The 22185-nt window shown below is 70.7% G+C and carries 24 protein-coding genes; 6 read left to right on the forward strand and 18 right to left on the reverse strand.

Annotated elements, in window-relative coordinates; all coding sequences use genetic code 11:
- Positions 1–40: 40 nt before the first annotated feature.
- The 9 genes from ACMW4R_RS02080 to ACMW4R_RS02120 form a co-directional block, all read right to left on the reverse strand.
- The gene (locus ACMW4R_RS02080) at positions 41–793 is read right to left on the reverse strand and encodes an SDR family NAD(P)-dependent oxidoreductase (protein WP_418299006.1); all 753 of its coding nucleotides are present in this window, start codon (positions 791–793) and stop codon (positions 41–43) included.
- Positions 790–1761, reverse strand: coding sequence for a fumarylacetoacetate hydrolase family protein (locus tag ACMW4R_RS02085; protein ID WP_418299007.1), 972 nt, complete (start codon positions 1759–1761; stop codon positions 790–792). The genes ACMW4R_RS02080 and ACMW4R_RS02085 overlap by 4 nt, the downstream gene beginning before the upstream one ends.
- Positions 1758–2795, reverse strand: coding sequence for an amidohydrolase family protein (locus ACMW4R_RS02090; protein WP_058614185.1), 1038 nt, complete (start codon positions 2793–2795; stop codon positions 1758–1760). Before ACMW4R_RS02090 ends, ACMW4R_RS02085 begins: the two co-directional genes overlap by 4 nt.
- On the reverse strand, positions 2792–3925 hold the full coding sequence (locus ACMW4R_RS02095) for an FAD-dependent monooxygenase (RefSeq protein ID WP_058614186.1): 1134 nt from the start codon (positions 3923–3925) through the stop codon (positions 2792–2794). Before ACMW4R_RS02095 ends, ACMW4R_RS02090 begins: the two co-directional genes overlap by 4 nt.
- 53 nt (positions 3926–3978) lie before the next feature.
- Complete coding sequence (locus tag ACMW4R_RS02100; RefSeq protein ID WP_058628527.1) at positions 3979–4989, reverse strand: cyclase family protein; 1011 nt, start codon at positions 4987–4989, stop codon at positions 3979–3981.
- Entirely contained in the window at positions 4968–5924 is a 957-nt protein-coding gene (locus ACMW4R_RS02105) for a fumarylacetoacetate hydrolase family protein (RefSeq protein ID WP_418299008.1), read from the reverse strand. Before ACMW4R_RS02105 ends, ACMW4R_RS02100 begins: the two co-directional genes overlap by 22 nt.
- Before the next feature lie 34 nt (positions 5925–5958).
- Positions 5959–6975: a VOC family protein gene (locus ACMW4R_RS02110; protein WP_058595937.1), complete on the reverse strand. Its 1017-nt coding sequence runs from the start codon at positions 6973–6975 to the stop codon at positions 5959–5961.
- 253 nt (positions 6976–7228) lie between these two features.
- Positions 7229–7957 carry a hypothetical protein gene (locus tag ACMW4R_RS02115; RefSeq protein WP_153001249.1) on the reverse strand — a complete coding sequence of 243 codons (729 nt, stop codon included), beginning with the start codon at positions 7955–7957 and terminating at the stop codon, positions 7229–7231.
- Positions 7954–9075: a Gfo/Idh/MocA family protein gene (locus tag ACMW4R_RS02120; RefSeq protein ID WP_058627217.1), complete on the reverse strand. Its 1122-nt coding sequence runs from the start codon at positions 9073–9075 to the stop codon at positions 7954–7956. Before ACMW4R_RS02120 ends, ACMW4R_RS02115 begins: the two co-directional genes overlap by 4 nt.
- A 110-nt stretch (positions 9076–9185) precedes the next feature.
- Here ACMW4R_RS02120 and ACMW4R_RS02125 point away from each other — a divergent pair, with 110 nt between their 5' ends.
- From ACMW4R_RS02125 to ACMW4R_RS02150, 6 genes are all read left to right on the forward strand, one after another.
- On the forward strand, positions 9186–10454 hold the full coding sequence (locus ACMW4R_RS02125) for an ROK family protein (protein ID WP_058595940.1): 1269 nt from the start codon (positions 9186–9188) through the stop codon (positions 10452–10454).
- Between the two features lie 84 nt (positions 10455–10538).
- Entirely contained in the window at positions 10539–10952 is a 414-nt protein-coding gene (locus ACMW4R_RS02130; RefSeq protein ID WP_058614192.1) for a hypothetical protein, read from the forward strand.
- On the forward strand, positions 10949–11959 hold the full coding sequence (locus ACMW4R_RS02135; RefSeq protein ID WP_058614193.1) for a hypothetical protein: 1011 nt from the start codon (positions 10949–10951) through the stop codon (positions 11957–11959). The genes ACMW4R_RS02130 and ACMW4R_RS02135 overlap by 4 nt, the downstream gene beginning before the upstream one ends.
- A complete protein-coding gene (locus ACMW4R_RS02140; RefSeq protein WP_058595943.1) occupies positions 11956–12915 on the forward strand; it encodes a sugar phosphate isomerase/epimerase family protein in 960 nt (319 codons plus the stop codon). Before ACMW4R_RS02135 ends, ACMW4R_RS02140 begins: the two co-directional genes overlap by 4 nt.
- Positions 12912–13901: a sugar phosphate isomerase/epimerase family protein gene (locus ACMW4R_RS02145; RefSeq protein ID WP_058614194.1), complete on the forward strand. Its 990-nt coding sequence runs from the start codon at positions 12912–12914 to the stop codon at positions 13899–13901. The genes ACMW4R_RS02140 and ACMW4R_RS02145 overlap by 4 nt, the downstream gene beginning before the upstream one ends.
- A 158-nt stretch (positions 13902–14059) precedes the next feature.
- Positions 14060–15376, forward strand: coding sequence for a cytochrome P450 (locus ACMW4R_RS02150; RefSeq protein WP_058614195.1), 1317 nt, complete (start codon positions 14060–14062; stop codon positions 15374–15376).
- A 10-nt stretch (positions 15377–15386) separates the two neighbouring features.
- On the opposite strand, the gene ACMW4R_RS02155 is transcribed toward ACMW4R_RS02150, so the two are convergent.
- The 9 genes from ACMW4R_RS02155 to ACMW4R_RS02195 all read right to left on the reverse strand — a co-directional run bounded on the left by ACMW4R_RS02155 (position 15387) and on the right by ACMW4R_RS02195 (position 22175).
- Positions 15387–15647 carry a type II toxin-antitoxin system RelE family toxin gene (locus ACMW4R_RS02155; protein WP_058614196.1) on the reverse strand — a complete coding sequence of 87 codons (261 nt, stop codon included), beginning with the start codon at positions 15645–15647 and terminating at the stop codon, positions 15387–15389.
- Positions 15644–15907 carry a type II toxin-antitoxin system prevent-host-death family antitoxin gene (locus ACMW4R_RS02160; RefSeq protein ID WP_058614197.1) on the reverse strand — a complete coding sequence of 88 codons (264 nt, stop codon included), beginning with the start codon at positions 15905–15907 and terminating at the stop codon, positions 15644–15646. Before ACMW4R_RS02160 ends, ACMW4R_RS02155 begins: the two co-directional genes overlap by 4 nt.
- Positions 15908–15946: 39 nt before the next feature.
- Complete coding sequence (locus ACMW4R_RS02165) at positions 15947–16498, reverse strand: GNAT family N-acetyltransferase (RefSeq protein ID WP_275044804.1); 552 nt, start codon at positions 16496–16498, stop codon at positions 15947–15949.
- Between the two features lie 3 nt (positions 16499–16501).
- Positions 16502–17488, reverse strand: a complete 987-nt coding sequence (locus tag ACMW4R_RS02170) for a Gfo/Idh/MocA family protein (RefSeq protein ID WP_418299009.1) — start codon at positions 17486–17488, stop codon at positions 16502–16504.
- 167 nt (positions 17489–17655) lie between these two features.
- A complete protein-coding gene (locus ACMW4R_RS02175; RefSeq protein WP_418299010.1) occupies positions 17656–18660 on the reverse strand; it encodes a sugar phosphate isomerase/epimerase family protein in 1005 nt (334 codons plus the stop codon).
- A gap of 11 nt (positions 18661–18671) precedes the next feature.
- Complete coding sequence (locus tag ACMW4R_RS02180) at positions 18672–19832, reverse strand: Gfo/Idh/MocA family protein (RefSeq protein WP_418299882.1); 1161 nt, start codon at positions 19830–19832, stop codon at positions 18672–18674.
- Between the two features lie 74 nt (positions 19833–19906).
- On the reverse strand, positions 19907–20323 hold the full coding sequence (locus tag ACMW4R_RS02185; protein WP_058595948.1) for a C-glycoside deglycosidase beta subunit domain-containing protein: 417 nt from the start codon (positions 20321–20323) through the stop codon (positions 19907–19909).
- A gap of 8 nt (positions 20324–20331) precedes the next feature.
- Positions 20332–21114: a nuclear transport factor 2 family protein gene (locus tag ACMW4R_RS02190; protein ID WP_418299011.1), complete on the reverse strand. Its 783-nt coding sequence runs from the start codon at positions 21112–21114 to the stop codon at positions 20332–20334.
- 26 nt (positions 21115–21140) lie between these two features.
- Positions 21141–22175: a sugar phosphate isomerase/epimerase family protein gene (locus tag ACMW4R_RS02195; protein WP_418299012.1), complete on the reverse strand. Its 1035-nt coding sequence runs from the start codon at positions 22173–22175 to the stop codon at positions 21141–21143.
- Between the last annotated feature and the right edge of the window lie 10 nt (positions 22176–22185).

The raw sequence follows: 22185 nt of genomic DNA on the forward strand, positions 1-22185 counted from the left end.
CCCGACTTATGTCGATTTTTGACATTAGCCGCGTCGGACATCAGCGGAAAGCGTTCGACAGCACCGTCGCTGCGCCCGAGAGCGCCTGTCCCCCGTCGACGCCGATCTCGGCCCCCGTGATGAAGGCCGCGGCATCCGACAAGAGAAAGGCGACGATCCCGGCGACCTCGGAGGACTCGCCGACCCGGTGCAGCGGAATGATCGCCGTGTTCGCGTCGGCGAAGGCGGGCGGCGCCGAGGCCGTCATCGGCGTGCGGATGAAGCCCGGGTGCACGAGATTTACCCGGATGCCACGGGGCCCGAGCTCGGTGACGCACGCGTGCGTGAGCCCCCGGAGCGCCCACTTGCTCGCCGTGTACGCGGCTGTGTAGTGCCCCGTGAGTCCCGCGACCGAGCCGATGTTGACGATCGAGGACCCGGCATCCATCAGGGGCAGGAGGGCCTGGATGCCGAGCATCGCGCCGGTGACGTTCACGGCGAAGACGCGGTCCCAGTCGCCGCGGTCCAGCGCGCCGATACGCGCGCGGTGGGTGATGCCGGCGTTGTTCACGAGCCCGCGGACCCGGCGCCCCTCGAGCGCCGCGGCGAGCGCGGCCCAGTCCTCCTCGCTCGAGACGTCGAGGCGGCGATAAGTGATGCCCGGTGCGTCGCGCAGGTCCGGGGCGTCATCCGCCACGTCGACCGCGACGACCTCGGCACCCGCGCGGGCGAGGGCGAGCGCTTCCTCGGCACCCTGCCCTCCCGCGGCACCGGTCACGACGAAGAGGTTCCCGGTGAGCCCGGGGGTGGTCATCGCGACCGCGCCCTCGAGCGGACGCGCGCCCGCGGCACGGGCGGGGCGGCGACCCGCTCCCCCACGACGTTGACGATCTCGCCGACCCCCTCGATCACCAGGCGCACCTCGTCACCGGGTTCGAGCGGTCGCGGGTCGAGACCGCCGCGGCGCCCCCACAGCTCGCCGAGGCACCCGCCGTTGCCGACGGTGCCCGAGCCGAGCACGTCACCCGGAACGACGATCGAGTTGCGCGCGGCGTAGGCGACGAGCTCGGGGAACGGCCAGCCCATGTTCGACACGAGGTCATGACCGATCAGCTCGCCGTTGATGAAGAGCTCGGCGCGCACCGCGAGGAAGCCGTCGGCGTCGAGGAACGGCTCGAGCTCGTCGGCCGTGACGATCCACGGCCCGAGCGTCATCGCGAAGTCTTTGCCCTTCGCGGGCCCGAGGCGCACCTTCATCTCGCGCGACTGCAGGTCGCGAGCCGACCAATCGTTCATGACGGTGTAGCCGAAGATGTGCCGCGCCGCGGTCTCGGCGTCGACGTTCTCGCCGTCGGAATCGGGGGCTGCCCCGATCACGGCGGCGAGCTCGAGCTCGACGTCGAGACGCTGGGTCTCGGGGATGGCGACGACGTCACCCGTCGCCCGCACGGTGTGCGGGTTCGTGAAGTAGAACGTCGGCGCCTCGTACCACTCGGGCACGACCTCGCTCTTGCCGTCGACCGACGCGCTCACGCCCTCGACGTGCTCCTCGAAGGCGACGAAGTCGCGGATCGACGCCGGCACGAGCGGGGCGAGCAGGCGCACCTCGGTCAGCGGCCGGGCCGCGGCACGGTCCCGGCGTTCGTAGAGCGCCGAGGCCGCGGACAGCCCCTGCGCCAGCACCTCGGCGACCCGGAGCCCGTCCGGGAACGGCACCACGAAGTCGTTGACGACGAAGCCCTCGCCCACATCGGCCCCGTCGGCCCACCGTGCGATCCTCACGCGTGCACCCGGGTGCGCAGCAGCTCCGCGGCGTTTCCGCCCAGGATGCCGGAGGTCTCGGCATCCGAGAGTCCGGCTCCGCGCACGAAGCCGACGGGATCGTCGAGTCCCATGTCGAACGGGAAGTCGCTGCCCAGCAGCACGCGGTCGGCACCCGCCGCCTCGACCAGCCAGCGCAGCGCCCGCTCGTCGTGCACGACCGTGTCGAACCAGAGCTTCGAAAGGTAGGTCGACGGGGCGTGCGCGCAGCCGCGCGCTTCGGGGCGGACGGTCCACGCGCGGTCCGAGCGGCCGATCGCCGTGGGCAGGTAGCCCCCGCCGTGCGCCGCGATGAGGCGGAGTCCCGGATGCCGATCCAGCACGCCCGCGAAGATCAGGTGCGACAGCGCGACGGCGTTCTCGGTGGGCTGGCCGACCGTGTTGGAGAGGTAGAAGCGGTCGAGGCGCTCGTCGAGCGAGCAGCCGAAGGGGTGCAGGAACACCACGGCGCGCAACTCGGCCGCGCGGGCCCAGAAGGGCTCGAGGCGTTCGTCGCTGAGCTCGACGTCCCCGGCGAACGACGAGATCTCGACGCCCGCGAGGCCGCGCCCGAGAACGGCGTCGTCGAGCGCGTCGACGACGAGGTGCGGGTGCTGCAGCGGCACGGTCCCGAGACCGACGAGACGGTCGGGTGCCTGCGCGACGTGGTCGGCGATGAGGCGGTTCGCCTCGCCGGTCGTCCAGGTCGCCAGGCCCTCGTTCGCCCACGGGTAGAAGTGGTTCGGCGAGGGGCTGACCCACTGGCGGTCGACGCCCTGCGCGTCCATCGCCTCCAGGCGCGCGCGCACGTCGGTCAGGCGCGGGAAGCGCTCGCCGATCATGCGTCCCGAGGCCTGCAGGCTCGCGAGGCCGTTGCGCTTCAGCTCGAGGTCGGCCGCGGCCTGCACCTCGTCGGGCACGCGGCGCTCGACCTCGGCGTGGAGCCCGGGCATGAGCAGGTGCGCGTGGACGTCGGTGACCTCGTTGCGGTCGACGCCGTCGGTCGCGAGGCTCATGCGCGGGCCGCCGTCAGCTGCGCGACGCCGAACATCAGGCCGCCCATGTCGGCGTCGCGGACGCCGTCGAGCTGCCACTGACCGAGCTGCACCGAGGCGTCGACGATCGCTTTCGCGCGCGCGACGCGGCGCTCGTGGAACGCGTCCCACAGCGCCTGGTCGACGGCATCCCGCTCCACGAGCAGCTCGCTCAGGACCGCGGCGTCCTCGAGGCCCTGGGCCGCGCCCTGCGCGATCGTGGGAGGGCAGCTGTGCGCGGCGTCGCCGATCACGACGACGCGACCGCGGTTCCACGGCGCCTCGACGAGGTGCTTCGTGAACCAGGTGTAGTTCGCGTCGGCGCCGGCTTCGATGTCGGCGCGGATGTGGTTCCACGGTCCGTCGTACGCGCGCGACTGCTCGACCATGATGCGCCGCGCCTCCTCGGGCGTCGCCTGGGAGCGGTCCTGCGCCGCCTCGACGAGGAACGCGTACATCGTGTCGTCACCGGTGGGCGTGTAGCCGGCGATGTACATCGGGCCGCCGTAGTACAGCTCGCTGCGGTCGACGTCGGGCGGCAGCGACACGAAGGTGCGCCAGATGCCCATGCCCGTCTGCTCGGGGGAGACATGGATGCCGATCATCTCGCGCACGGCCGAGTGCAGGCCGTCGGCGCCGACGAGCAGGTCGAAGGTGCCCGCGGGCTTGCCGTCCACCTCCACCGCGACGCCGTCGTCGGTCTGCGAGACGCCGGTCACCCGTGTGCCGAAGTGCACGCGCGCCCCGTGACGCTCGGCCGCAGCGAGCAGGATCCGCGCCAGATCGGGACGCGACATCCCCATCGTGGAGGGGTAGTCGGGGCCGCCGGTCTTCAGGTCGGGCAGGGCCGCGACGACCGGAGCACCGGGGCCGGGGGCGCGCAAGTTGAGACCCTCGAAGGCCTTTCCGGCGGCGGCGACCTCGTCCCAGACGCCGAGCTCGTCGAAGACGCGCAGCGCGTTGCCCTGCAGGGTGATGCCGGAGCCGCGCGTGGAGAGCGCGGGTTGGGCGTCGTACAGGTCGACCTCGACGCCGGCCTTGGCGAGGAAGATCGCGGTGGCCAGGCCCGCGACGCCGGCTCCGGCGATCGCGACTTTCTGAACGGCGGTCATGTCAGAACCTCTCTGTTCTGGGACGGGTGATCTGTTCGGGGCAGGTAGAGGGATTACAGCAGAGCGACCGGGTTCACCGGCGAACCCACGGCGCCCGTGATCGGCAGCGGCGGAGCCGAGAGGAGGAACTCCCAGCGTCCCGCGGCGGCGCAGGCCGCGGCGAGCGCGTCGAGGTTCCACATCTCGCCGATCGTCAGCCCCATGTTCGGGATGACGACCTGGTGCAGCGGCTGGAACGCCGGCACGTCGAACTCGTTCGGCCGCACCTCGAAGCCCCAGGTGTCGGTCGCGATCGCGGCGATCTCGGTGCGGTGCAGCCACCCGGCGGTGGTGAGCGAGAGCCCGGGAGCGGGTCCGCCGGCGTAGTCGCCCCAGCCGTCGCGGTGCGCGCGGGTGTAGTGGCCGGTGCGGACGAGCACGATGTCGCCGCGCCCGATCTCGACGCCCTCGGCCGCGGCGCACGCCTCGAGGTCGGAGACGGTGATCGCGTAGCCGTCGACGAGCTCACCCGCCTCGGGGGCGAGGTGCCGTCCGAGATCGAGCAGCACGCCGCGCGACACGATGACGTCGGCCGCGTGCTCGATCCCGGTGACCAGGTCACCGTCGCTCGTGACGACGTCTCCGGCCCGGCGGCCGTTCCACGCGTAGCCGTGGTCGAAGATGTGGCCGAGACCGTCCCACTGCGTGGAGCACTGCAGGGGCATCGCGATGACGTCGTCGGCGCCGCCGATGCCGTGCGGGAAGCCCTGGTTGCCGCGCTCGGCGTCCGTCCCCGTGTCGGTCATCGTGTGCACCGGGTTGGTCCGCCGACGCCAGCCCTTCTGCGGGCCGTCGGTGTCGAAGCGCTGCGAGAGCGAGATCGAGAGGCCGTCGCGCACGAGGGCCGCGGCCGCCCGGCGCTTGTCGGCGTCGATGAAGTTGAGGGTGCCGAGCACGTCGTCCTCGCCCCAGCGTCCCCAGTTGCGGAACGCCTCGGCACGCGAGGCGATCTCGGCTTCGGGATTCTGCCGGTCGAGGTCGGCCGGGTTCTCGGAGGGGAGGGTCACGACGCCTCCCCCACGCATCGCACGACCTGCGTCCCGAGCGCCCCGATCGTCCCGGTCATGACGTCCCCGTCGCGCAGGAACCTCTTCCAGTGCTGACCGTTGCCGGCGGGGCTGCCGGTGAGCAGCAGGTCGCCGGGAAGCAGCGGGTGGGTCTGCGATGCCGCCGAGATGAGCGCGGGCACGTCGAACAGGAGGTCGGAGGTGTTGGCATCCTGCATCACCTGTCCGTTCAGCTCGAGGCGCACGTCGGTGTCGGCGGGGTCGACGAACCGCGCGGGCACGAGGAGGGGCCCGGTCGGCAGGAAGCCGGGCGCGTTCTTCGCCCGGTACCAGTCGGTGCCGATCTCCTTCATGTCCTTGCGGAACACGAGGTCGCGCGTCGTGATGTCGTTGACGATCGTGTACCCGGCAACGTGGTCGAGGGCGTCCTCCCGCGAGACGCGGAAAGCCTCCTTGCCGATGACGACGGCGAGCTCGAGCTCCCAGTCGTGCACCTCGCTGTACGAGGGAAGGACGAGCGGCACGTCATCGCCGACGACGCACGCGGTGAGGCCGATGAAGAAGTACGGCTCGCCGCTGCGGGCGCGCTCGTCCATCATGTCGGCGGCGAAAGCGTGCGCCTCCTCGGGCGTGCGGTCGGTGTTCTGCGTCAGGCCCGCGGCCACGAGCTGGATGACGTGCTCGCGGTAGTTGGCACCGGTCTGCAGCACCTGCCGCGGCTCGACGGGCGCCGTGAGGGTGACATCCGAGAGGGGATACCACTCCCCCGGCGCCTCTTCCCGCCCGGAGGCGAGGGCTTCGAGGCGATCCCAGTCGGGGTCGGCGAGGAAGGTGTTCAGACCCCCACCCAGTTCGTCGGCGGTGAGCGCGCGGATGCGGTCTCCGGCGACGAGGCCGATGCGCACGGCATCCGCCTCACGAAAACGCGCGAGCGCGAAGGGTGCAGTCGTCATGGTGGTGCTCACTTTCCCCGACCGGGATCTCGGCTCAGCCCCGGCCCTGAACGGCGTAGGGGTTGAGCAGCGCGTCCTTGATCTCGTCGGGCACGCCCTCTTCGGTGGCGCTGGGGCCGTCGGCGGGCGGGAACGACTCGGTCATCGACATCGGCATGGCGCCGTTGCGGTACATGTTGTTCGAGCCGAGCGAGGGCTTCCAGGTGTTCGCCTCCCAGTCGGGCACGTAGTTGCGGTAGCCGCCGGTGTTGAGCTCGATGCGCAGCGTCGAGGGCTCGCGGTAGTAGAGGAAGGTCTGCTCGCCGATGCCGTGGATGTTGGGGCCGTACTCGATCGGCACGCCGTTCTCCATGAGGGTGTCGGCGGCGATGAGCAGCTCTTCGCGGGTGTCGACCCAGAAGGCGTAGTGGTTGATGCGGCCGGCGCGGCTCGAGCCGTCGAGGACGACGCCGAGGTCGTGCGACTTCTCGTTCGTCGTCAGGACCGAGAACACGGAGATGGGCGCCTCGTCGAGAACGGTGCGGGCCATGAAGCGGAAGCCGAGCGTGTCGACGTACCACTGCACGAACGAGTCGACGTCCTTGGTCGCGACGGTCACGTGGTCGAGCTGGCGGGGAGCACCGGCGACGGAGCTGCGCTTCTCGGGGCGGTCGGGGAAGATCGAGGCGGTGTGCGGCTCGGCGCGGTGGCGCTCGACGTCCCAGTGCAGGGTCATGTTGTGCCCCTGCGGTCCGGTGAAGCGGAACGCGCGGCCGATGCCCCGGCCCTCGAACCACTCGCCCTCGATGCCGGCGGCCTGCACGCGCTTGGCGGCCTCTTCGAGCGCCTCGGCCGACGAGGTGCGCCAGGCCATGGTCTCCATGCCCGGCTCGTCGCCCTTGACGACGATGACGGAGTACGCGTAGTAGTCGCCCCAGCAGCGGAGGTAGACACGGTCGTCTTCGCGGGCGACCTCGGTCAGCCCCACCTGGTTGACGTAGAAGTCCACCGAGGCCTCGACATCAGGAGTCGTGATCGCGACGAACGACAGATGAGAGAGAAGCTTGATCATCTTCGATCCTTTCGGTGAATCGGGTCGTTCCGACTCTTCTTCCACTATCCGACCGAAGTCGGTATCAGGGAATCCGATTCTGTGGATGCCGGGCATCGGCGTGACTTATTCGCTCGACGCTCGCTTCACGCGTGAACGGACCCCGGGCATCGCTCGTCCCACTTCTGACGGTGCATGTCCCAAAACTGGTCGGCCTGGGAGCCCGCAACCCACCACAAGTGGGACATGCTCCGGTGGAGGGCAGCTCCGCTCGTCAGGAGGGGTGCGAGATGACGGCGTCGTCCGCTGCCAGCTCGGGCAGATCACTGAGAACGGCGCCCGCGTCGATGGCATCCAGGACCCGGCGGAGCGCGAGACGTTCCGGGGACTCGCGCCGGACGGGCCGGATGCGGCGACCGCCCTCGTCGTGGAACGCCACCTCGGCGAGCGGCGACGCGGTGTCCACGCGCACCTCGAGACGGCGCGGGCCCAGCGCGGTCGCGACGAGCGCGCCTCCCACTCCGCCGCCGATCGCACGGGTCACGCTCGCGCCGACGCCGTCCAGACCGCGCAGGGCCAGAGTTGTGGCCGTGGCGGTATCGGCGCGATCGACGAGGCTCAACGAACCGCCGGCGAGGATCCGCGCCCACCCGACCGCGTCACGGAGGAGGGCCGTGGCATCCGTTCGCCCTCCCCAGGCGTCGATCACGACGTGCCGCGGTACGACGGGCTCGGCGCCCGCGTCGGCGACGACGTCGGGCCGCACGCGTCGACGGACGACCGCGACCGGAGAGCCGATCGCGCCGAGCCGTGCGTGCACGTCGGTCGGCGCCGGGTCGGGCTCGTCGACGACGAACGCCGCTGCGTCGACGAGACGCTCCCACCAGGCGCCGCGGCCCTCGACTACCCGGATCGCGTCCGCGCCACCGCCGGGCCTCACCCGCGGCGCGAGCTCGGCCACCGCCGCGCGGTACGCGGGGAGGTCGGTCCACACGTCCCTCATCGCACCGCCCCCGCCCGCACGGCACCCCGGCGCGCGTCGTCTTCGCGCCCGGCCCGGTCCGGCACGGCCCGGTCCCGCACGGCACCGTCCCGCACGGCCTCGGCCGCCCCGTCGGCGATCGCCGTCACGAACGCGGCGTCGGCGCGCAGCTCGTCGTATTCCATCGCGGCCTCGCCGCGCAGCAGGGCGGCGAGCGCCCGCCACTCGACCTCGTAGCCGTCGCGACGGTCGATCGGGTAGACGGTCTGCACGCCCTGCGCGTCGCGCACGGTGGTGCGCGCGCCACCCACGTGGACGAACGGCGGGGGGAACTCGACCTCGACACGAGCACCGGCGGTGGCGACGCTCACCCGCCAAAGCGAGTCAGCCCCCTCGGGCAGCATCACGGTCGTGAACCGCACCAGAGCGCCGTTCGCGCGAAGGGCGAGGTCGAAGCCGATCGGCGGCACGGGCCGCGCCCAGAGCACCTCCGGACCGCCCGGCACGAGGTCGCGAACGAGCGGAAGATCGTGGACGCCGAGCCCCGCGACGAGCTGGCGCACGATCGCGGCGCTCTGCTCGGGGTCGTCGAGGTCGAGCGGCGGGCGCTTCGCGGGCGGCGCTGAGGGAAGCGGCTCGCCCATCGTGAGCGCGTGGTACCGATCGTTGGGCGAAAGGCACAGCGTGACCGTCACCGAGGAGATGCGCCCCTCGAGGGCGTTCAGGTGGTGCGTCGCCCGCCCCCACGCCGGATCGAAGAGGTGGTTCGTCCCGACGACGAGGAGGGCACCGACCGCCGCGCACTCGGCGACGAGGAGCTCGGCATCCTGAGCCGTATCGGCGAGCGGCTTCTCGCAGAAGATCGCCCGACGACCCGCGGCCAGGCTCGCGCGCACATGTTCCGCATGGAGCGCGGGCGGGCTGCAGATCGCGACGACGTCGACCTCGGGGTCGGCGAGGAGCGCATCGATCCCCGTGGACGCACGAGCGCCGAACCGTTCCGCGATCGCCGCGGCCCGCCCGCTCCCGGCATCGCTCACGTGCACGAGGCGGAAGTCACCACCGGTGCGCACGAGGGTCGGCGCGTGCAGCGCCGCGACGCCGGGACCCGACCCGATGATGCCCACGCCCCACGTCATGTCGGCCCCCTCGCCTACTTCGGCATGATTTATGCCGAAGTTGTCACGTCACGAACTATAGATGACGAGATTCGAGCAGGACAGACCCGCTCTTATGTGAAGATCAACCCATGGCCAACGTGTCCACCCTCCGCTTCGGCGCCCAGACCGACGAGGTCACGAGCCTCCTGCGGATCGTCAACATGGTCCGCCTCGGTGAAGCCGTGACGCGCCCCGAGATCGGCCGTGTGACGGGCCTCGGCCGCGGTGTCGTCGCCCAGCGCGTCGACCGCGCCGTCGAGATGGGCTTCCTCGAGGATGCCGAGTACGGCCCCTCCTCCGGCGGCCGCGCGCCCCGAACCCTGCGTTTCCGCGCGGAACGCGGCCGCATCGTCGTGTGCGCGCTCGGCGGTCAGCACATCCACGTCGGCGTGACCGACCTCGACGGCGAGATCCTCGACGAGGCCCATCGCGTGTGGGACATCGCGCGCGGCCCCGAGGAGACCCTGACCACCGCGACCGCGATGGTCGACGAGCTGCTCGCCAAAGGCGACGGCACCCCCGTCTGGGCGATCATCGTGGGCCTCCCGGGCCCCGTCGACTTCGAGACGGGGCGGCCCGTGGCCCCGCCGATCATGCCGGGCTGGAACGGCTTCGACGTCCGCGGCGCCTTCGAGGAGCGCTACGAGGCCCCCGTCTGGGTCGACAACGACGTGAATCTGCTCGCCGCGGGCGAGCGCGCGCGCCGCCGCGACGAGGCGATCGACCTCATCTACTGCAAGGTCGGCACGGGGATCGGTGCCGGGCTCGTCTCGCACGGGCGGCTACACCGGGGCGCGAACGGCGCCGCGGGCGACATGGGCCACGTGCGCGTTCCCGGCGCCGAGCAGGTCTGCCGCTGCGGCAAGATCGGCTGCCTCGAGGCCGTCGCCGGGGGATGGGCGCTCGTGCGCGACGCCCGCGCGGCGATCGAGGGAGGCGCCACGGGCCCCCTCGCCGACAGTGTGGCCGCGGGCGACGATCTGAGCCTCGAGAGGATCACCCTCGCAGCCAGCAGAGGCGACGCCCTGGCCATCTCGCTCGTCCAGGCCTCGGCCCGGCAGGTCGGCGAGGCCGTCGCCGCCCTGGTCAACATGTTCAACCCGAGCCTCATCGTCATCGGCGGGGCCGTCGCGTCGACGGGCGAGCTGTTCCTCGCCGAGGTGCGCCACCGGGTCTACGAGCTGTCCCTTCCCCTCGCGACTCGGGACCTTCAGATCAAGACGAGCGAGAACGACACGCGGGAGCCCGTCCGCGGCGGCGTGGACCTCGCCTTGGAGCAGCTGTTCGAGGTGAGCCTGCCGCGCTGGTTCGCGGATGGGCGGCCGACCGTCGCGGCGGTGCACGGGACACCCGCCTGACTTCTTCCCTATTTCGACATTAGTCGGTAGGTTGTGAGCGGAAGCGCGCCATCGGGCGCGCTGTGACACGAGGACGTGCCCGCCATGACCCTTTCCGCCCTGCGCGACGATGCGCTGCGCGCCGCCGCAGACGGGACGGAGGTGCGTCTCTCGCTGCCGTGGATCCGGTCGCTCCCCGTGGCGAGCCTGATCGACCCGGTCGTCCACCTCGACGGAACGCGGCACGAGCCCTCCGTCGTCCTCGGCACGCGGCGCGTACCCGCCGCAGCGCTCACCGACGAGGGCGGCTGGTGGTACCTGCAGGATCGCGTCGTGCTGGAGATTCCGGATGCCGTGACCCCCGGCATCCACGAGGTGTCGGTGTCGTTCCTGCTCGAGATCCCGTATCTGCCCGCCGGGCCCGACGCCCCGCTGCGCCTGCCGTTCTCCTTCCGCCGTGAGCTCGAGGCGGGAGCCGCTGCCCCGAGCGTCTCGCTCGACGTCGGAGAAGCCGCGTGAGCCTGCCCGAGGGGTGGACCCTCTCCGCCAGCGCCTTCAACCTCACCCCCGAGGTGATCAGGGCCGAGCGCAGCGCCCCCGACCTCGCCCTCACGCTCGTCGAGCGAGGCATCGCCTCGGCCGTCGAGATCGAACTGGGCCAGATGTGGCGCGGATTCCCCGCGCCACCGACGCGCGACGTCGAGGCGTTCCGCGACCGGCTCACCGCCGAGGGCGGACGCGTCAGCATCGTCGGCGTCAGCATCGACGAGTACGACCGCGGTCGGCGGCGGACGGATGCCGAGCGCCGGGCGTTCCTCGAACCGCAGCTGCGCGCGGCCGCCTCGGTGGGAGCTGCCGGAGTCCGCCTGCCGATCGGCCAGGCCGGAGGGATCCTCGACGACCTCGTGCCCCTGCTCGAAGACCTCGACCTCGTGCTCTTCGAGGAGGCACAGGGCCACGAGACCCCGGCCGCGCGACCGGCGGACTACGACCGCATCGCCGAGCTCGACACCCCGCACGTGCGCCTGCTACTCGATATCAGCATGCTCATGCCGGCCCTGCCGGTGACCTACCTCGAGCGGCTCGAGCGCGCCGGCATCCCGGCCGACCTCGTCGGGCGACTCCGCGACGAGTGGCGCGAACCGGCGACCCACGACGCGGTCATCGGCCTGCTGCGGTCGGGCGGTGTACCGGGGCCGGTGCACACGCTGTACATGAACCTGCTCGTGCGGTTCGGTCGCGCGCACATCTCGGACCTGGCATCCGTCCTCCCCCTCCTCGGTGCCGTGCACCTGAAGTTCTGGGACCTCGACGACGCCGATCACCGACTTTCCGACCCCCTTCGCGACGTGGGCGCCGCCCTCGCCGCGACGGGCTTCACCGGCACGCTCTGCAGCGAGTGGGGCGGCCAGGAGTGGCTCGACGACGACCCGTGGGAGATGACGTCGCGTCATCTCTCGTTGGCCGCCGGCGCCCTCTCCGACCGTCACCCATCCGCATCCCTTCAGAGAGCGAGCACGCAATGACCGACCGACCCATCAAGTGGAGCTACATGGACCACTGGCGAGCCCAGGGCCCCGCCGGCCCCTACGACCAGTGGCAGTCCAAGCTGGCGATGAAGCGCTTCCTCCAGCAGGTCGCCGCCGTCGGCTTCGACGCGATCGACACCTTCGACTTCCGCATCTGGCAGATTTTCGAGCAGTACGGTTCGGTCGCGAACTACCAGGAGTTCGTGCAGGAGCAGGGCCTCGAGCGCATCGTCAACACGTTCCACGGCGTCTACTACTCCCCCGACCGCTACGCGCCCGAGGTGCCCGCGACCCACGGCACGATCCTTGAGGACTTCCAGCGCACCCTCGACATGTGGTCGGGCATCCAGCTCGACAACATCATCGTCATGCCGGGGTCCCGCTACTTCGACGAGGCGGGAGTGCCCGACGACGGCCTCAAGCACGCGGCCGACATCTGGGGGAAGGTCGGCGAGCTCACGCAGCAGTACGGCGTGAACCTCACCTGCCACCACGAGTTCTACGCCGGCATCCGCACGCGCGATCAGATCGACCGCTTTTACTCGTACGCCGACCCGCGCTACGTGAAGTTCTTCGTCGACACCGCGCAGCACTGCATCGCCGACGTCGACCCCGTAGACGTCTACGAGAAGCACCACGAGCGCGTGACGGGCTTCCACTTCAAGGACACCCGCCACAAGGACGTCAACGACGACTACCGGATGTTCCCGGATGCCGAGGTCTCGGCGAAGACGACCGAGAAGTGGTTCTACGAGATGGGCACCGACGAGGGCCTCGTCGACTTCGAGGCGATGATGCGATCGGTCCGCGACAACGGATACACCGGCTGGATCAGCGTCGAGCACGACAAGGCCGACAAGCTCGGCGGCGACTACGCCGAGAGCACCGCGATCTCGCGCTGGTACGCCAAGAACGTCCTGGACGGCATCTACAACGAGGAGGTCGCGCGATGAGCGACGTGCGCTGGGCCTACGCCATCAACCAGTGGGACACGAACATCGACTCGTTCGTGCGCAAGCGCGAGCACGAGCGCGCGTTCAAGACGGCATCCATCAGCGGATTCGCGGGGATCGAGCTGACCGCCGAGAGCTTCGGCGCGTGGGAGCCGCTGGGCACGCCCCAGCAGCTCGCCGACCTCTACGGCTCGGTCGAGGAGTTCGGCGAGTTCCTGTCCTCGTGCGCCATCGAGGCCGTGAGCAGCTATGTCTACGACCCCTCCGTCGGCTTCGAGGTCGAGATGGGGCGCGGTCCCGACCCGCTCGACCCGGCGTCGGTCGACCAGATCGTGCGCACCGCACGGTGGTTCGCGGATGCCATCCGCCGCCTCGGCGGGAGCGTGCTCGTCGTGCGCGCCGCGCCGTCGGCGTGGCAGACCGGCGAGCTCTCCGACGAGCAGATCGGCGTGCTGGCGACCCTGTGGAATACCGTCGGCGCGGCCATCGCGGCGGACGGCATCGCCCTGGGCCTGCACGTCGACTTCCTCTCGGCGCTGCGGCTGGGTGATGGGATGCACCGCCTGCTGGCGGCGACGGATGCCGAGAAGGTCGGCCTCGCGATCGACACGGCGGAGTACGCGATCGCGGGCATCGACCCGGTCGCGTTCTACCGACGTCACGCCGACCGCGTCGTGCACGTGCAGCTGAAGGACGCACGCGAGACGGTCGACGACGCCGAGGCGAGCACCCCGCACGCGGAGCAGTTCATCCGCACCGAGGGCGGCGCGCGCAAGATCCTGCGCTGGTTCTACGAGCCGAGCGACGAGCGCGCGCTCGTCGACTTCGAGGCATTCGTCGGCGCCCTGGCAGAGCACGGCTACCGCGGCTGGATCGTCGTGGAGTCCGACCAGAGCCCGCACCCCGCCGAGAGCACGATGGTGGCGGGCTGGTACGTGCAGAAGGTGCTGCGGCCGATCCTCGAGGGGACGCGCGTCCCCACCTGACCCCTCCCGACCAGGGGATCGCGCCGGAACAGGATGCCGTCAGACGCAGGCGTCCGCACCGGTGCGATCCCCTGGTCTCGTCCCTGCGGTTGCTAGCACAGCGCTCTCGCGTGCGCCGCCCCCTCGGCGCCCCGGCGCGCGCGTGGAACCGTGGGGGCATGGCATCCCCCCTCGCCCTGCTTCGTGACGACTCGCTCTCGCTCCTGGTCCGCGGCTACGGATTCGGCGCGCACCTTTGGCGACGCGCCGATCGCGGCGCGCGAGCGGTGCCGTTCCGACTCCTCGGGCGAGAAGCGCTGTTCGTCCGCGGCGAGGAAGGGGTGCGGCTCTTCTACGACGAGTCGCTGACCCGCCGGCACGGGGCGATGCCGGCGTTCATCCAGGAGTCGCTGTTCGGCCACGGCTCGGTGCACAGCCTCGACGGTGAGGAGCACCGCCACCGCAAGGCGACGTTCGTCGACGTGCTCTACGACGACGCCGAGGTACAGCGCCTGCTGCCCGAGCTCGAACGGCAGTGGCAGGGCGAGCTCGACGCGTGGGTCGCGGGCGGCGAGCGCTCAGCGTACGACGCCGCGGTGGGAGCCCTGGGCCGCGCGATCATGCGGTGGGCAGGCATCCCCGGCACCGCCGCGGCACAGACGCGCTGGGCGAAGCGGCAGGCACAGATCGTCGACGGGTTCGGCGTGCCGTACTCGCCCGAGTTCTTGCTGGCCCTGGCGAACCGTCGGTGGTCGGACCGCCACGCCGCCGAACTCATCGAGGCCGTCCGCGCCGGAACCCTGGACCCCGCCGAGGGCACGGCGCTGCACGCCTGGGCGTGGCACCGCGACCGCTCCGGCGAGCTGCTGCCCGCGAAGCGCGCGGGCATCGAACTGCAGAACAGCTTCCGTCCGATGATCGCGGTTTCGCGCTTCGTCGCGTTCGCCGCGAAGGAGCTGCACGACCGTCCCGAGTGGCGCGAGCGCATCGCGGCCGAGACGGCCGAGCGCGGCTCGCTCGTGAGCGGCGAGCTGGCGACGGCGTTCGCGCAGGAGATCCGCCGGACCGCTCCCTTCGTGCCGATGCTCCCCGCGTGGGCCGTGAGCGACGTCGAGCTCGATGGCGAGCGCGTTTCCGCCGGTGGCCGGGTCGTGCTCGACATCCTCGGCACCGACACCGACGCGCGCGAGTGGGAGCGGCCCTCGACGTTCGACCCCGAACGCTTCCGCGGCATCGACGACTACGAGGCGCTGCGCGCCTTCGTCCCCCACGGCGGCGGCGAGGTGCCGACCGGTCACCGCTGCCCGGGCGAGAAGCTCGCGATCGCCGGGCTCGCGGCATCCATCGCCGTCCTCAGCGACCCTCGCCTGCGGATCTCGGGTCACGGCCTGGAGGTGAACCGGCGCCGGATGCCGACCAAGCCGCGCTCCGGCGGGCGCGTGCGCCGCGCGGACGCCCCGTCGGGCTGCCCGTTCCACCGGGGTCGGGCAAGCTGAGCAGCTGCGGCTATCGGCCGTAGACCTCCCGACGGTGGGCGGCCCGGACCACAGTGACGACGAGCTCGCCATCGAAGACGTCGTAGATCACCCGGTAATCCCCGACGCGAATGCGCCAGGCCGTGTGCTCGCCGACGAGCTTCTTCGCACCCGTCGGTCGAGGGTCGTTCTGGAGCATCCCGATCGCCTCCATCACACGATCGCGCGCAGGCCTCGGAAGCTTCCTCACCTGACGAGCTGCCGCCCCGGTGAGTTCGACGCGATAGGTCACGACGAGAGGTCGGCGCGAAGCTCCTCGAGCGTCACGCGGGTACCGTCATCCGTGCTCTTCGCCTGACGGTACGCGGCGACGTCTTGCGCCATCTCGAACTCTTCGAGGGCCTCGACGTCGGCGACACTCACGACCACCGCTGCCAGCTTGCCGTTGCGGGTGACGCCGATGCGCTCCCCCGCGTACATCGCACGACCCAGAACGTCTGAGAGCTGGCTCCGCAGCTCGCGGGTCGACAGTTCGGTCGTCACGGTGTCCATGCCATCATTGTAGCAAGAGTGTTGATTGTGTACACAATGTCACGTGGAGCGACGCACCCAGCGCCGCCACTCCGGTTGGGGCGCATATCCGCGAGCCGCCCACGCCGACGCGCCCAAGTCATTGCCCTCGAGCACCATCGCGTCGAAACGTCCGGCGCCGAGCGCGCGAAGACGATCCTCAGCCGCGTCGAGGAGCGCACCGGCGATGCCCTGACGACGGTGGTCGGGGTGCACGGCGAGGCGATAGAGGTGGGCGCGCCACCCGTCCCAGCCCGCGATGACGGTGCCGACGATCCGGCCCTCCGACCGCACGACGAGCACGGCCTCGGGGTCACGGCGCAGGAGCGCCTCGACCACGGGAGCCGAGTCGCTCGGCCGTGCGTCGTTCTCGCCCGCGATGGCCCAGAACGCCAGCAGCGCGTCGACATCGGCGAGGGTGGCGGTCTCGACGGCGGGGGAAGGGCTCATCGTCCGACGATATCGCCGCATTCCCCTTCGGGATCGACGAGAACAGGCTGATCGTCGAGGACAGCACCGCCCCTGCCGCCGGCCTGTCCTGGCCGGATGTCCTGTTCTCGCGAGGCACCCCAGCCGTCAGCGCGGCTCCAGCCCCGCCGCGCGGTAGATCGCGTCGACCACCCGCATCGTCCCGACGCCGCGACGGGCGTCGAGCACGCTCTCCGAGCCCTCGGCGAGCACATCGCGCAGGTGCTCGAGCTGACGGGCGTAGCTGTTCTCCCCCGGTTCCGCGGCGACGGAGCGGAGCACCTCGCCGGCCGGCGACGTCACGGTGAGCGTCGCTCCCCACTGCGGCACGATCACGCTCGTCGCCAGCAGCGACGCGTCGCCGCCGTCGACGCGCACCCACATCGCGCCCTGATCGTCGCCGAGGAACGACGCCCGCAGGAGGGCCGGGATGCCACCGGGTAGACGCAGCTCGGCATCGGTCTGGAGGTCGATCCGGGGATCGGCGTCGTACGTCTGCGCCGTCGCCGTGATCGCCTCGGGCTCGCCGAACGCCGCGCGGAGGAGATCGACGGCGTAGCAGCCGACGTCCATCACGGCCCCACCCGCGAGGTCGCCGTCGAGGCGGATGTTGCCGGGCTGTACGACGAAGTGCGGGATGCTGAAGTCGATCTCGACGAGCTTCACGTCACCGAGCACGCCCGACGAGATCGTGTCGAGGAGCTCGCGGATGAAGCCGTGGAGGCGGAAATGGAACCCGACGAACGCGCGTCGGCCCGCGACATCCGCGGCATCCGCGATCGCTTCGGCGGTGGCACCGTTCGCCGACAGGGGCTTCTCGCACAGCACGTTCTTGCCGGCGGCGAGCGCGCGCTGCGCCCACTCGGCGTGCACGATCGGCGGGAGCGCGAGGTAGACGAGGTCGACCCGCGGGTCGGACAGCACCGCGTCGTAGTCGCCCCATGCGGGGACTCCCAACCGCTCGGCGAACGCCCGAGCTCGCTCCGGGTCGCGCGCTCCGATCGCGACCACCTCGACGCCCTCCACCCCGCGCGCGGGGTCGACCATCGCACGCTCGGCGATGCCGCCGGCCCCCAGGATGCCGATTCCGATCACGCCCGTCTCCCCTCACTGATAAACGCTGTTACGTGCGAGAAACGCCGCGACACCGCGTTTCTCGCAAGGAACGGCGTTTATCGCGGCGGGCACGCCCCCGCACGCCCCCGCACGCCCCCGCATGCCCCGCGCCCCCGCACCCGCCGCCGCCCGCACGCAGCCCCCGATCACCCCCTGTTCGAGAACGCGGCGTCGAACAGTTGGTGCGGCGGCGTGATCTCGCCGAGCTTGCGAACGAAGGCGAGGGCCTCGGGGCCGCCGACGAGCCGGTCCATGCCGGCGTCCTCCCACTCGACGCTCGTCGGGCCGTCGTAGCCGATCGCGTTCAGCGCGCGGAAGAGCGGCTCCCACGGCACGTCGCCGTGGCCGGTCGAGACGAACGTCCACCCGCGGCGCGGGTTGTCCCACGACAGGTGCGAGCCGAGCACGCCGTTGCGGCCGTCGAGGTTGGTCGTGGACTCCTTGCAGTGCACGTGGAGAATGTGCTCCGCGAAATCCAGCACGAACGCGACCGAGTCGAGCTGCTGCCACACGAAGTGCGAGGGGTCGAAGTTGAACCCGAAGCTCTTCCGGTGTCCGATCGCCTCGAGCGTCTTCTTGGCGGTCCAGTAGTCGTACGCGATCTCGGACGGGTGCACCTCGAGCGCGAAGCGCACGCCGACCTCTTCGAAGACATCGAGGATCGGATGCCACCGCTCAGCGAAGTCCGCATACCCTCGCTCGATCATGGCGTCGGAGGCCGGCGGGAACATCGCGACGTACTTCCAGATGCTCGACCCGGTGAAGCCGGTGACCGTCTTCACGCCGAGCTTCGCGGCGAAGCGCGCCGTGTTCTTGAGGTCCTCGGCGGCACGCCGGCGAACGCCCTCGGCATCCCCGTCCCCCCACACGCGCGGCGGCACGATGTCGTGGTGGCGCTCATCGATGGGGTCGTCGCACACGGCCTGGCCCACGAGGTGGTTGGCGATCGTCCAGACCTTCAGACCGTTGCGCTCGAGGATGTCGAGACGCGACTGCACGTAGTCGGCGTCGTCCCAGCGCGACACGTCGATGTGGTCGCCCCAGCAGGCGATCTCGAGGCCGTCGTAGCCCCACTCGCCGGCGAGGCGCGCGACCTCTTCGAAGGGCAGATCGGCCCACTGGCCGGTGAACAGGGTGATGGGGCGTGCCATGACGGGGCCTTTCACGAAGCGGGGACGGGGGATGCGACGCCGGTCCACACCGCGCCGGCGGAGGAACTGCGCTCGACCGCGTCGAGCACGCGCTGGACGCGAAGCCCCTCGTCGAACGAGGGATGCGGGTCGGTGCCGGCGTCGATCGCGCCGACGAGGTCGACGACCTGGTGGCTGAAGCCGTGCTCGTAGCCGAGCATGTGCCCCGCGGGCCACCACGCCGAGACGTACGGATGCTGCGGCTCGGTGACGAGGATCCGCGTGAAGCCCTGCCGCCCGTCGGCGGCGGTGCGGTCGTAGAACCGCAGGCTGTTGAGGTCTTCGAGGTCGAACGCGAGCGCGCCCCGGTCCCCCGACACCTCGATCGTGAGGGCGTTCTTGCGCCCGGTCGCGAAGCGGGTCGCCTCGAAGGACGCGAGGGCGCCGTTCGACAGCCGCCCGGTGAAGATCGCGGCGTCGTCGACCGTGACCTCACCGAACCCTTCGCCGGCCGAGCCCGACAACCCCGACCCGGCGGCCTGCAGCGGCCGCTGCTTCACGATCGTCTCGAGGGTTCCCGTGACGCTCTCGACGCCGAGCCCGGTCACGAACTGCGTCATGTCGATGATGTGCGCGCCGATGTCGCCGAGCGCCCCCGAACCGGCGTGCTCCTTCTGCAGGCGCCAGGCGAGCGGCATCCCGGGGTCGACGAGCCAGTCCTGCCGGTACGCCGCGCGCACCTGCTGCACCGTGCCCACGGCCCCCTCGGCGATCATGTCGCGCAGCAGCGTCACCGCCGGCACGCGACGGTACGTGAATCCGACCATCGACCGGATGCCACGCGCCCGCGCCCGCTCAGCCGCCTCGGCCATCGCCTCGGCCTCGGTGACCGTGTTCGCCAGCGGTTTCTCGCACAGCACGTGCTTGCCCGCCTCGAGGGCCGCGATGGCGATCTCGGCGTGCGAGTCGCCGGGCGTGACGATGTCGACGATGTCGATGTCGTCGCGCCCGATGACCTCGCGCCAGTCGGTGGCCGACTCGGCCCAGCCCCACTTCTCGGCGGCGGATGCCACGGCATCCGCGTTCCGTCCGACGACCACGGTCATCTCGACCGCGCGCGGCAGGTCGAACATGCGCGGCGCCTGGCGCCAACCCACGGAATGGGCGGCTCCCATGAAGCCGTAGCCGATCATGGCGACGCGGAGCGGAGTTTTCGGCGGAGGGTCGCCAAGCGGCGCTTCGGGCACGGTGACGCGAGCGGGCGCGGTCATGCCAGCACCAGCTCGCGCTCGACCGGAACCCGGTTCGTGACGTAGCGACCGGGACCGCCGTCGACGCCCGGCATGATCTGCATGTAGAGCAGACGCATCGTCAGGACGACCTCGACGGTGACCTTCTCGCCCGCCGCGGGCGGCGTGTCGAGGTGGATCAGCACATCGGGGCGGTCGGCGACGAACCACAGGGTGTCGGACTGCTCGGGCAGCTCCTCGACGCGGTACTCGCGACCCTCGAGGACGAACCGGAGGTCCTCGGTCGGGACCGCGACACCGTTCACCGAGGCGGCGACCCCGTCGACGGCCGACAGCCAGAGGCTCCGATACCACGGCAGCTGCACCGAGACGGCGAGCCCGTCGTCGGTACGACGGACGTCCTTCTCGGCGAAGAGCGAGTTGTGGGTGGCCACGGGGACTCCTAGGCGAAGGTGTCGACGAAGTGCTCGTGCGCCACCGGCGGCACGGGCTCGAGCTTCTGCGTCGTCTGGGGGCTGTACGGGTGGTTCTTCGAGGGAACCGGCTCGTCAGCGGGCGGCATGAAGACGGGCTTGCCGTCGTCGCCGAAGTACATCAGGTCGAGGTCGAAGGCGCCCTGGTTCTTCAGGCCGAAGCTGACCCAGTTCTCCTCGAAGGGGGCACGGGCGAGCTCGTAGCAGCGGAACTTCCAGAACTTCCACTCGCCGTCCTGCTTGAGGAAGTCGATGGCGTACTTGCACCACACCCAGTGCGCCCAGACCTTCTTGCCGAGCACCTCGTCGGGCGAGTACATGTCGGGGAACGCCTCGGCGACCTTGGGGTCGGTCAGGCCCGACTCGGTGCCGGCCATGAGCCAGACGCCCTTGGCGGTCTTGCCGTCGGCGGCGACCTCGATCACGGGGGTGTTCGTGGTGTGGAGGATGAGCTTGCCCTCCGGGTGGGGGCGCCCGCGGTGGTAGTCGGTCACGCTCTGCCAGGTCGTGTACTGACCGGCGTTGGTGTACCGCGCGCGGATGCCCTCGGTGCCCTCCTTCACCCACATCGGGATGATCTGCTCGTCCTCGAAGGCGTTGTGCAGGAACATGTAGCGGTTGAACAGGTTCTCGACCTGTCCGCGGTCCTCGGCGCGCTGCGCGAGGGACTGGGCGGCCTCGACCTGGTCGCGCAGGCGCGCGATCTCGGCGATGAGGTCCGAGATGGATGCCTCGGTGGTGGTGTTCGACACGGATACTCCTTCGTGGGTGAGGGTTGTCAGGCCGGCTGGCGCTCGGCGACGGTTTGTTCGATGGCTTTGCGCATGAGCGCGTGCTGCTTCTTGACGAGATCGATGGGGTCGCTCTCGCCGAGGTCGCTGAAGGCGTGGCCCTCCCATTCGCTGGAGAGATAACCCTCGTACCCGCCGATCACGAACTGCTTCACGATGCGCGGGATGTCCATGGCCGGCTCCTGGCCGTCCACGCCGATGTCGTAGAACTTCGCGTGCACGTGGAAGATCCGCGGCATGATGTCGAGCCACTCCTCCGGCGGCACGAGACCGTGCATGTTGAAGGCCAGGCGCGTGAACGGCCCGAAGCGCAGCGGGTCGACACCCTCGCCCGAGAGGTAGTCCTCGAACTTCTGGTTGCGCACGTGCATGGGGGTGGGCTCTCGCCAGATCTCGTCCATGACCGGGAAGTGCTTCCCGTCCATGCCCATCTGGCCGAGCGTGCGCAGCAGGGTGGGAGAGAGCGAGTGCATGGTCGACGAGAAGTCGGCGGTGAAGCCGAGCCGGTCGCTCCCGAGCTCGTCATACACCTCGCGGATCTCGAGCACCTTCGGGTCGTTGGGACCCGAGGGCGCGTGGATCTCGTAGCCGAGCCGCTGGTCGTACTTCTCGGCCAGGGGCAGCAGACGGCGCAGCAGCTCCTTGCCGGCCGAGCGGATGACGACCGTCTTGAAACCGAGCGTGTGCGCCGACTTGAGCTGGCGCGCGAAGAAGTCGTGCTCCTCGTCCGGCGTCATGTCGCGGTCCTTGCGCCGGCCCATGTCGAGGTTCGTGCCGACGGCGCTGGCCTCGAGACCGTACGTCTCGAGCGAGTCGAACCAGAGCTTCGTGAAGTCGGCATCGACGTCGGGGTACGAGCGCAGCAGCTGCGCGAAGTTGAACTCGACGCCCGGGCCGATGCCCTGGTCGTGCACTTCTTTGATGAGGGTCTCGGGGGTGTAGAGCCCCGCGGCGAACTCGCTCGTCATCGAGTAGAGCGTGGTGCCGAGCTTGATGCCTGTTCCGGCGATGCCGTCAGTCATTCGCGTTGTC

It is taken from the genome of Microbacterium sp. S1037, assembly GCF_048381605.1.
Lineage (GTDB): Bacteria > Actinomycetota > Actinomycetes > Actinomycetales > Microbacteriaceae > Microbacterium > Microbacterium testaceum_B.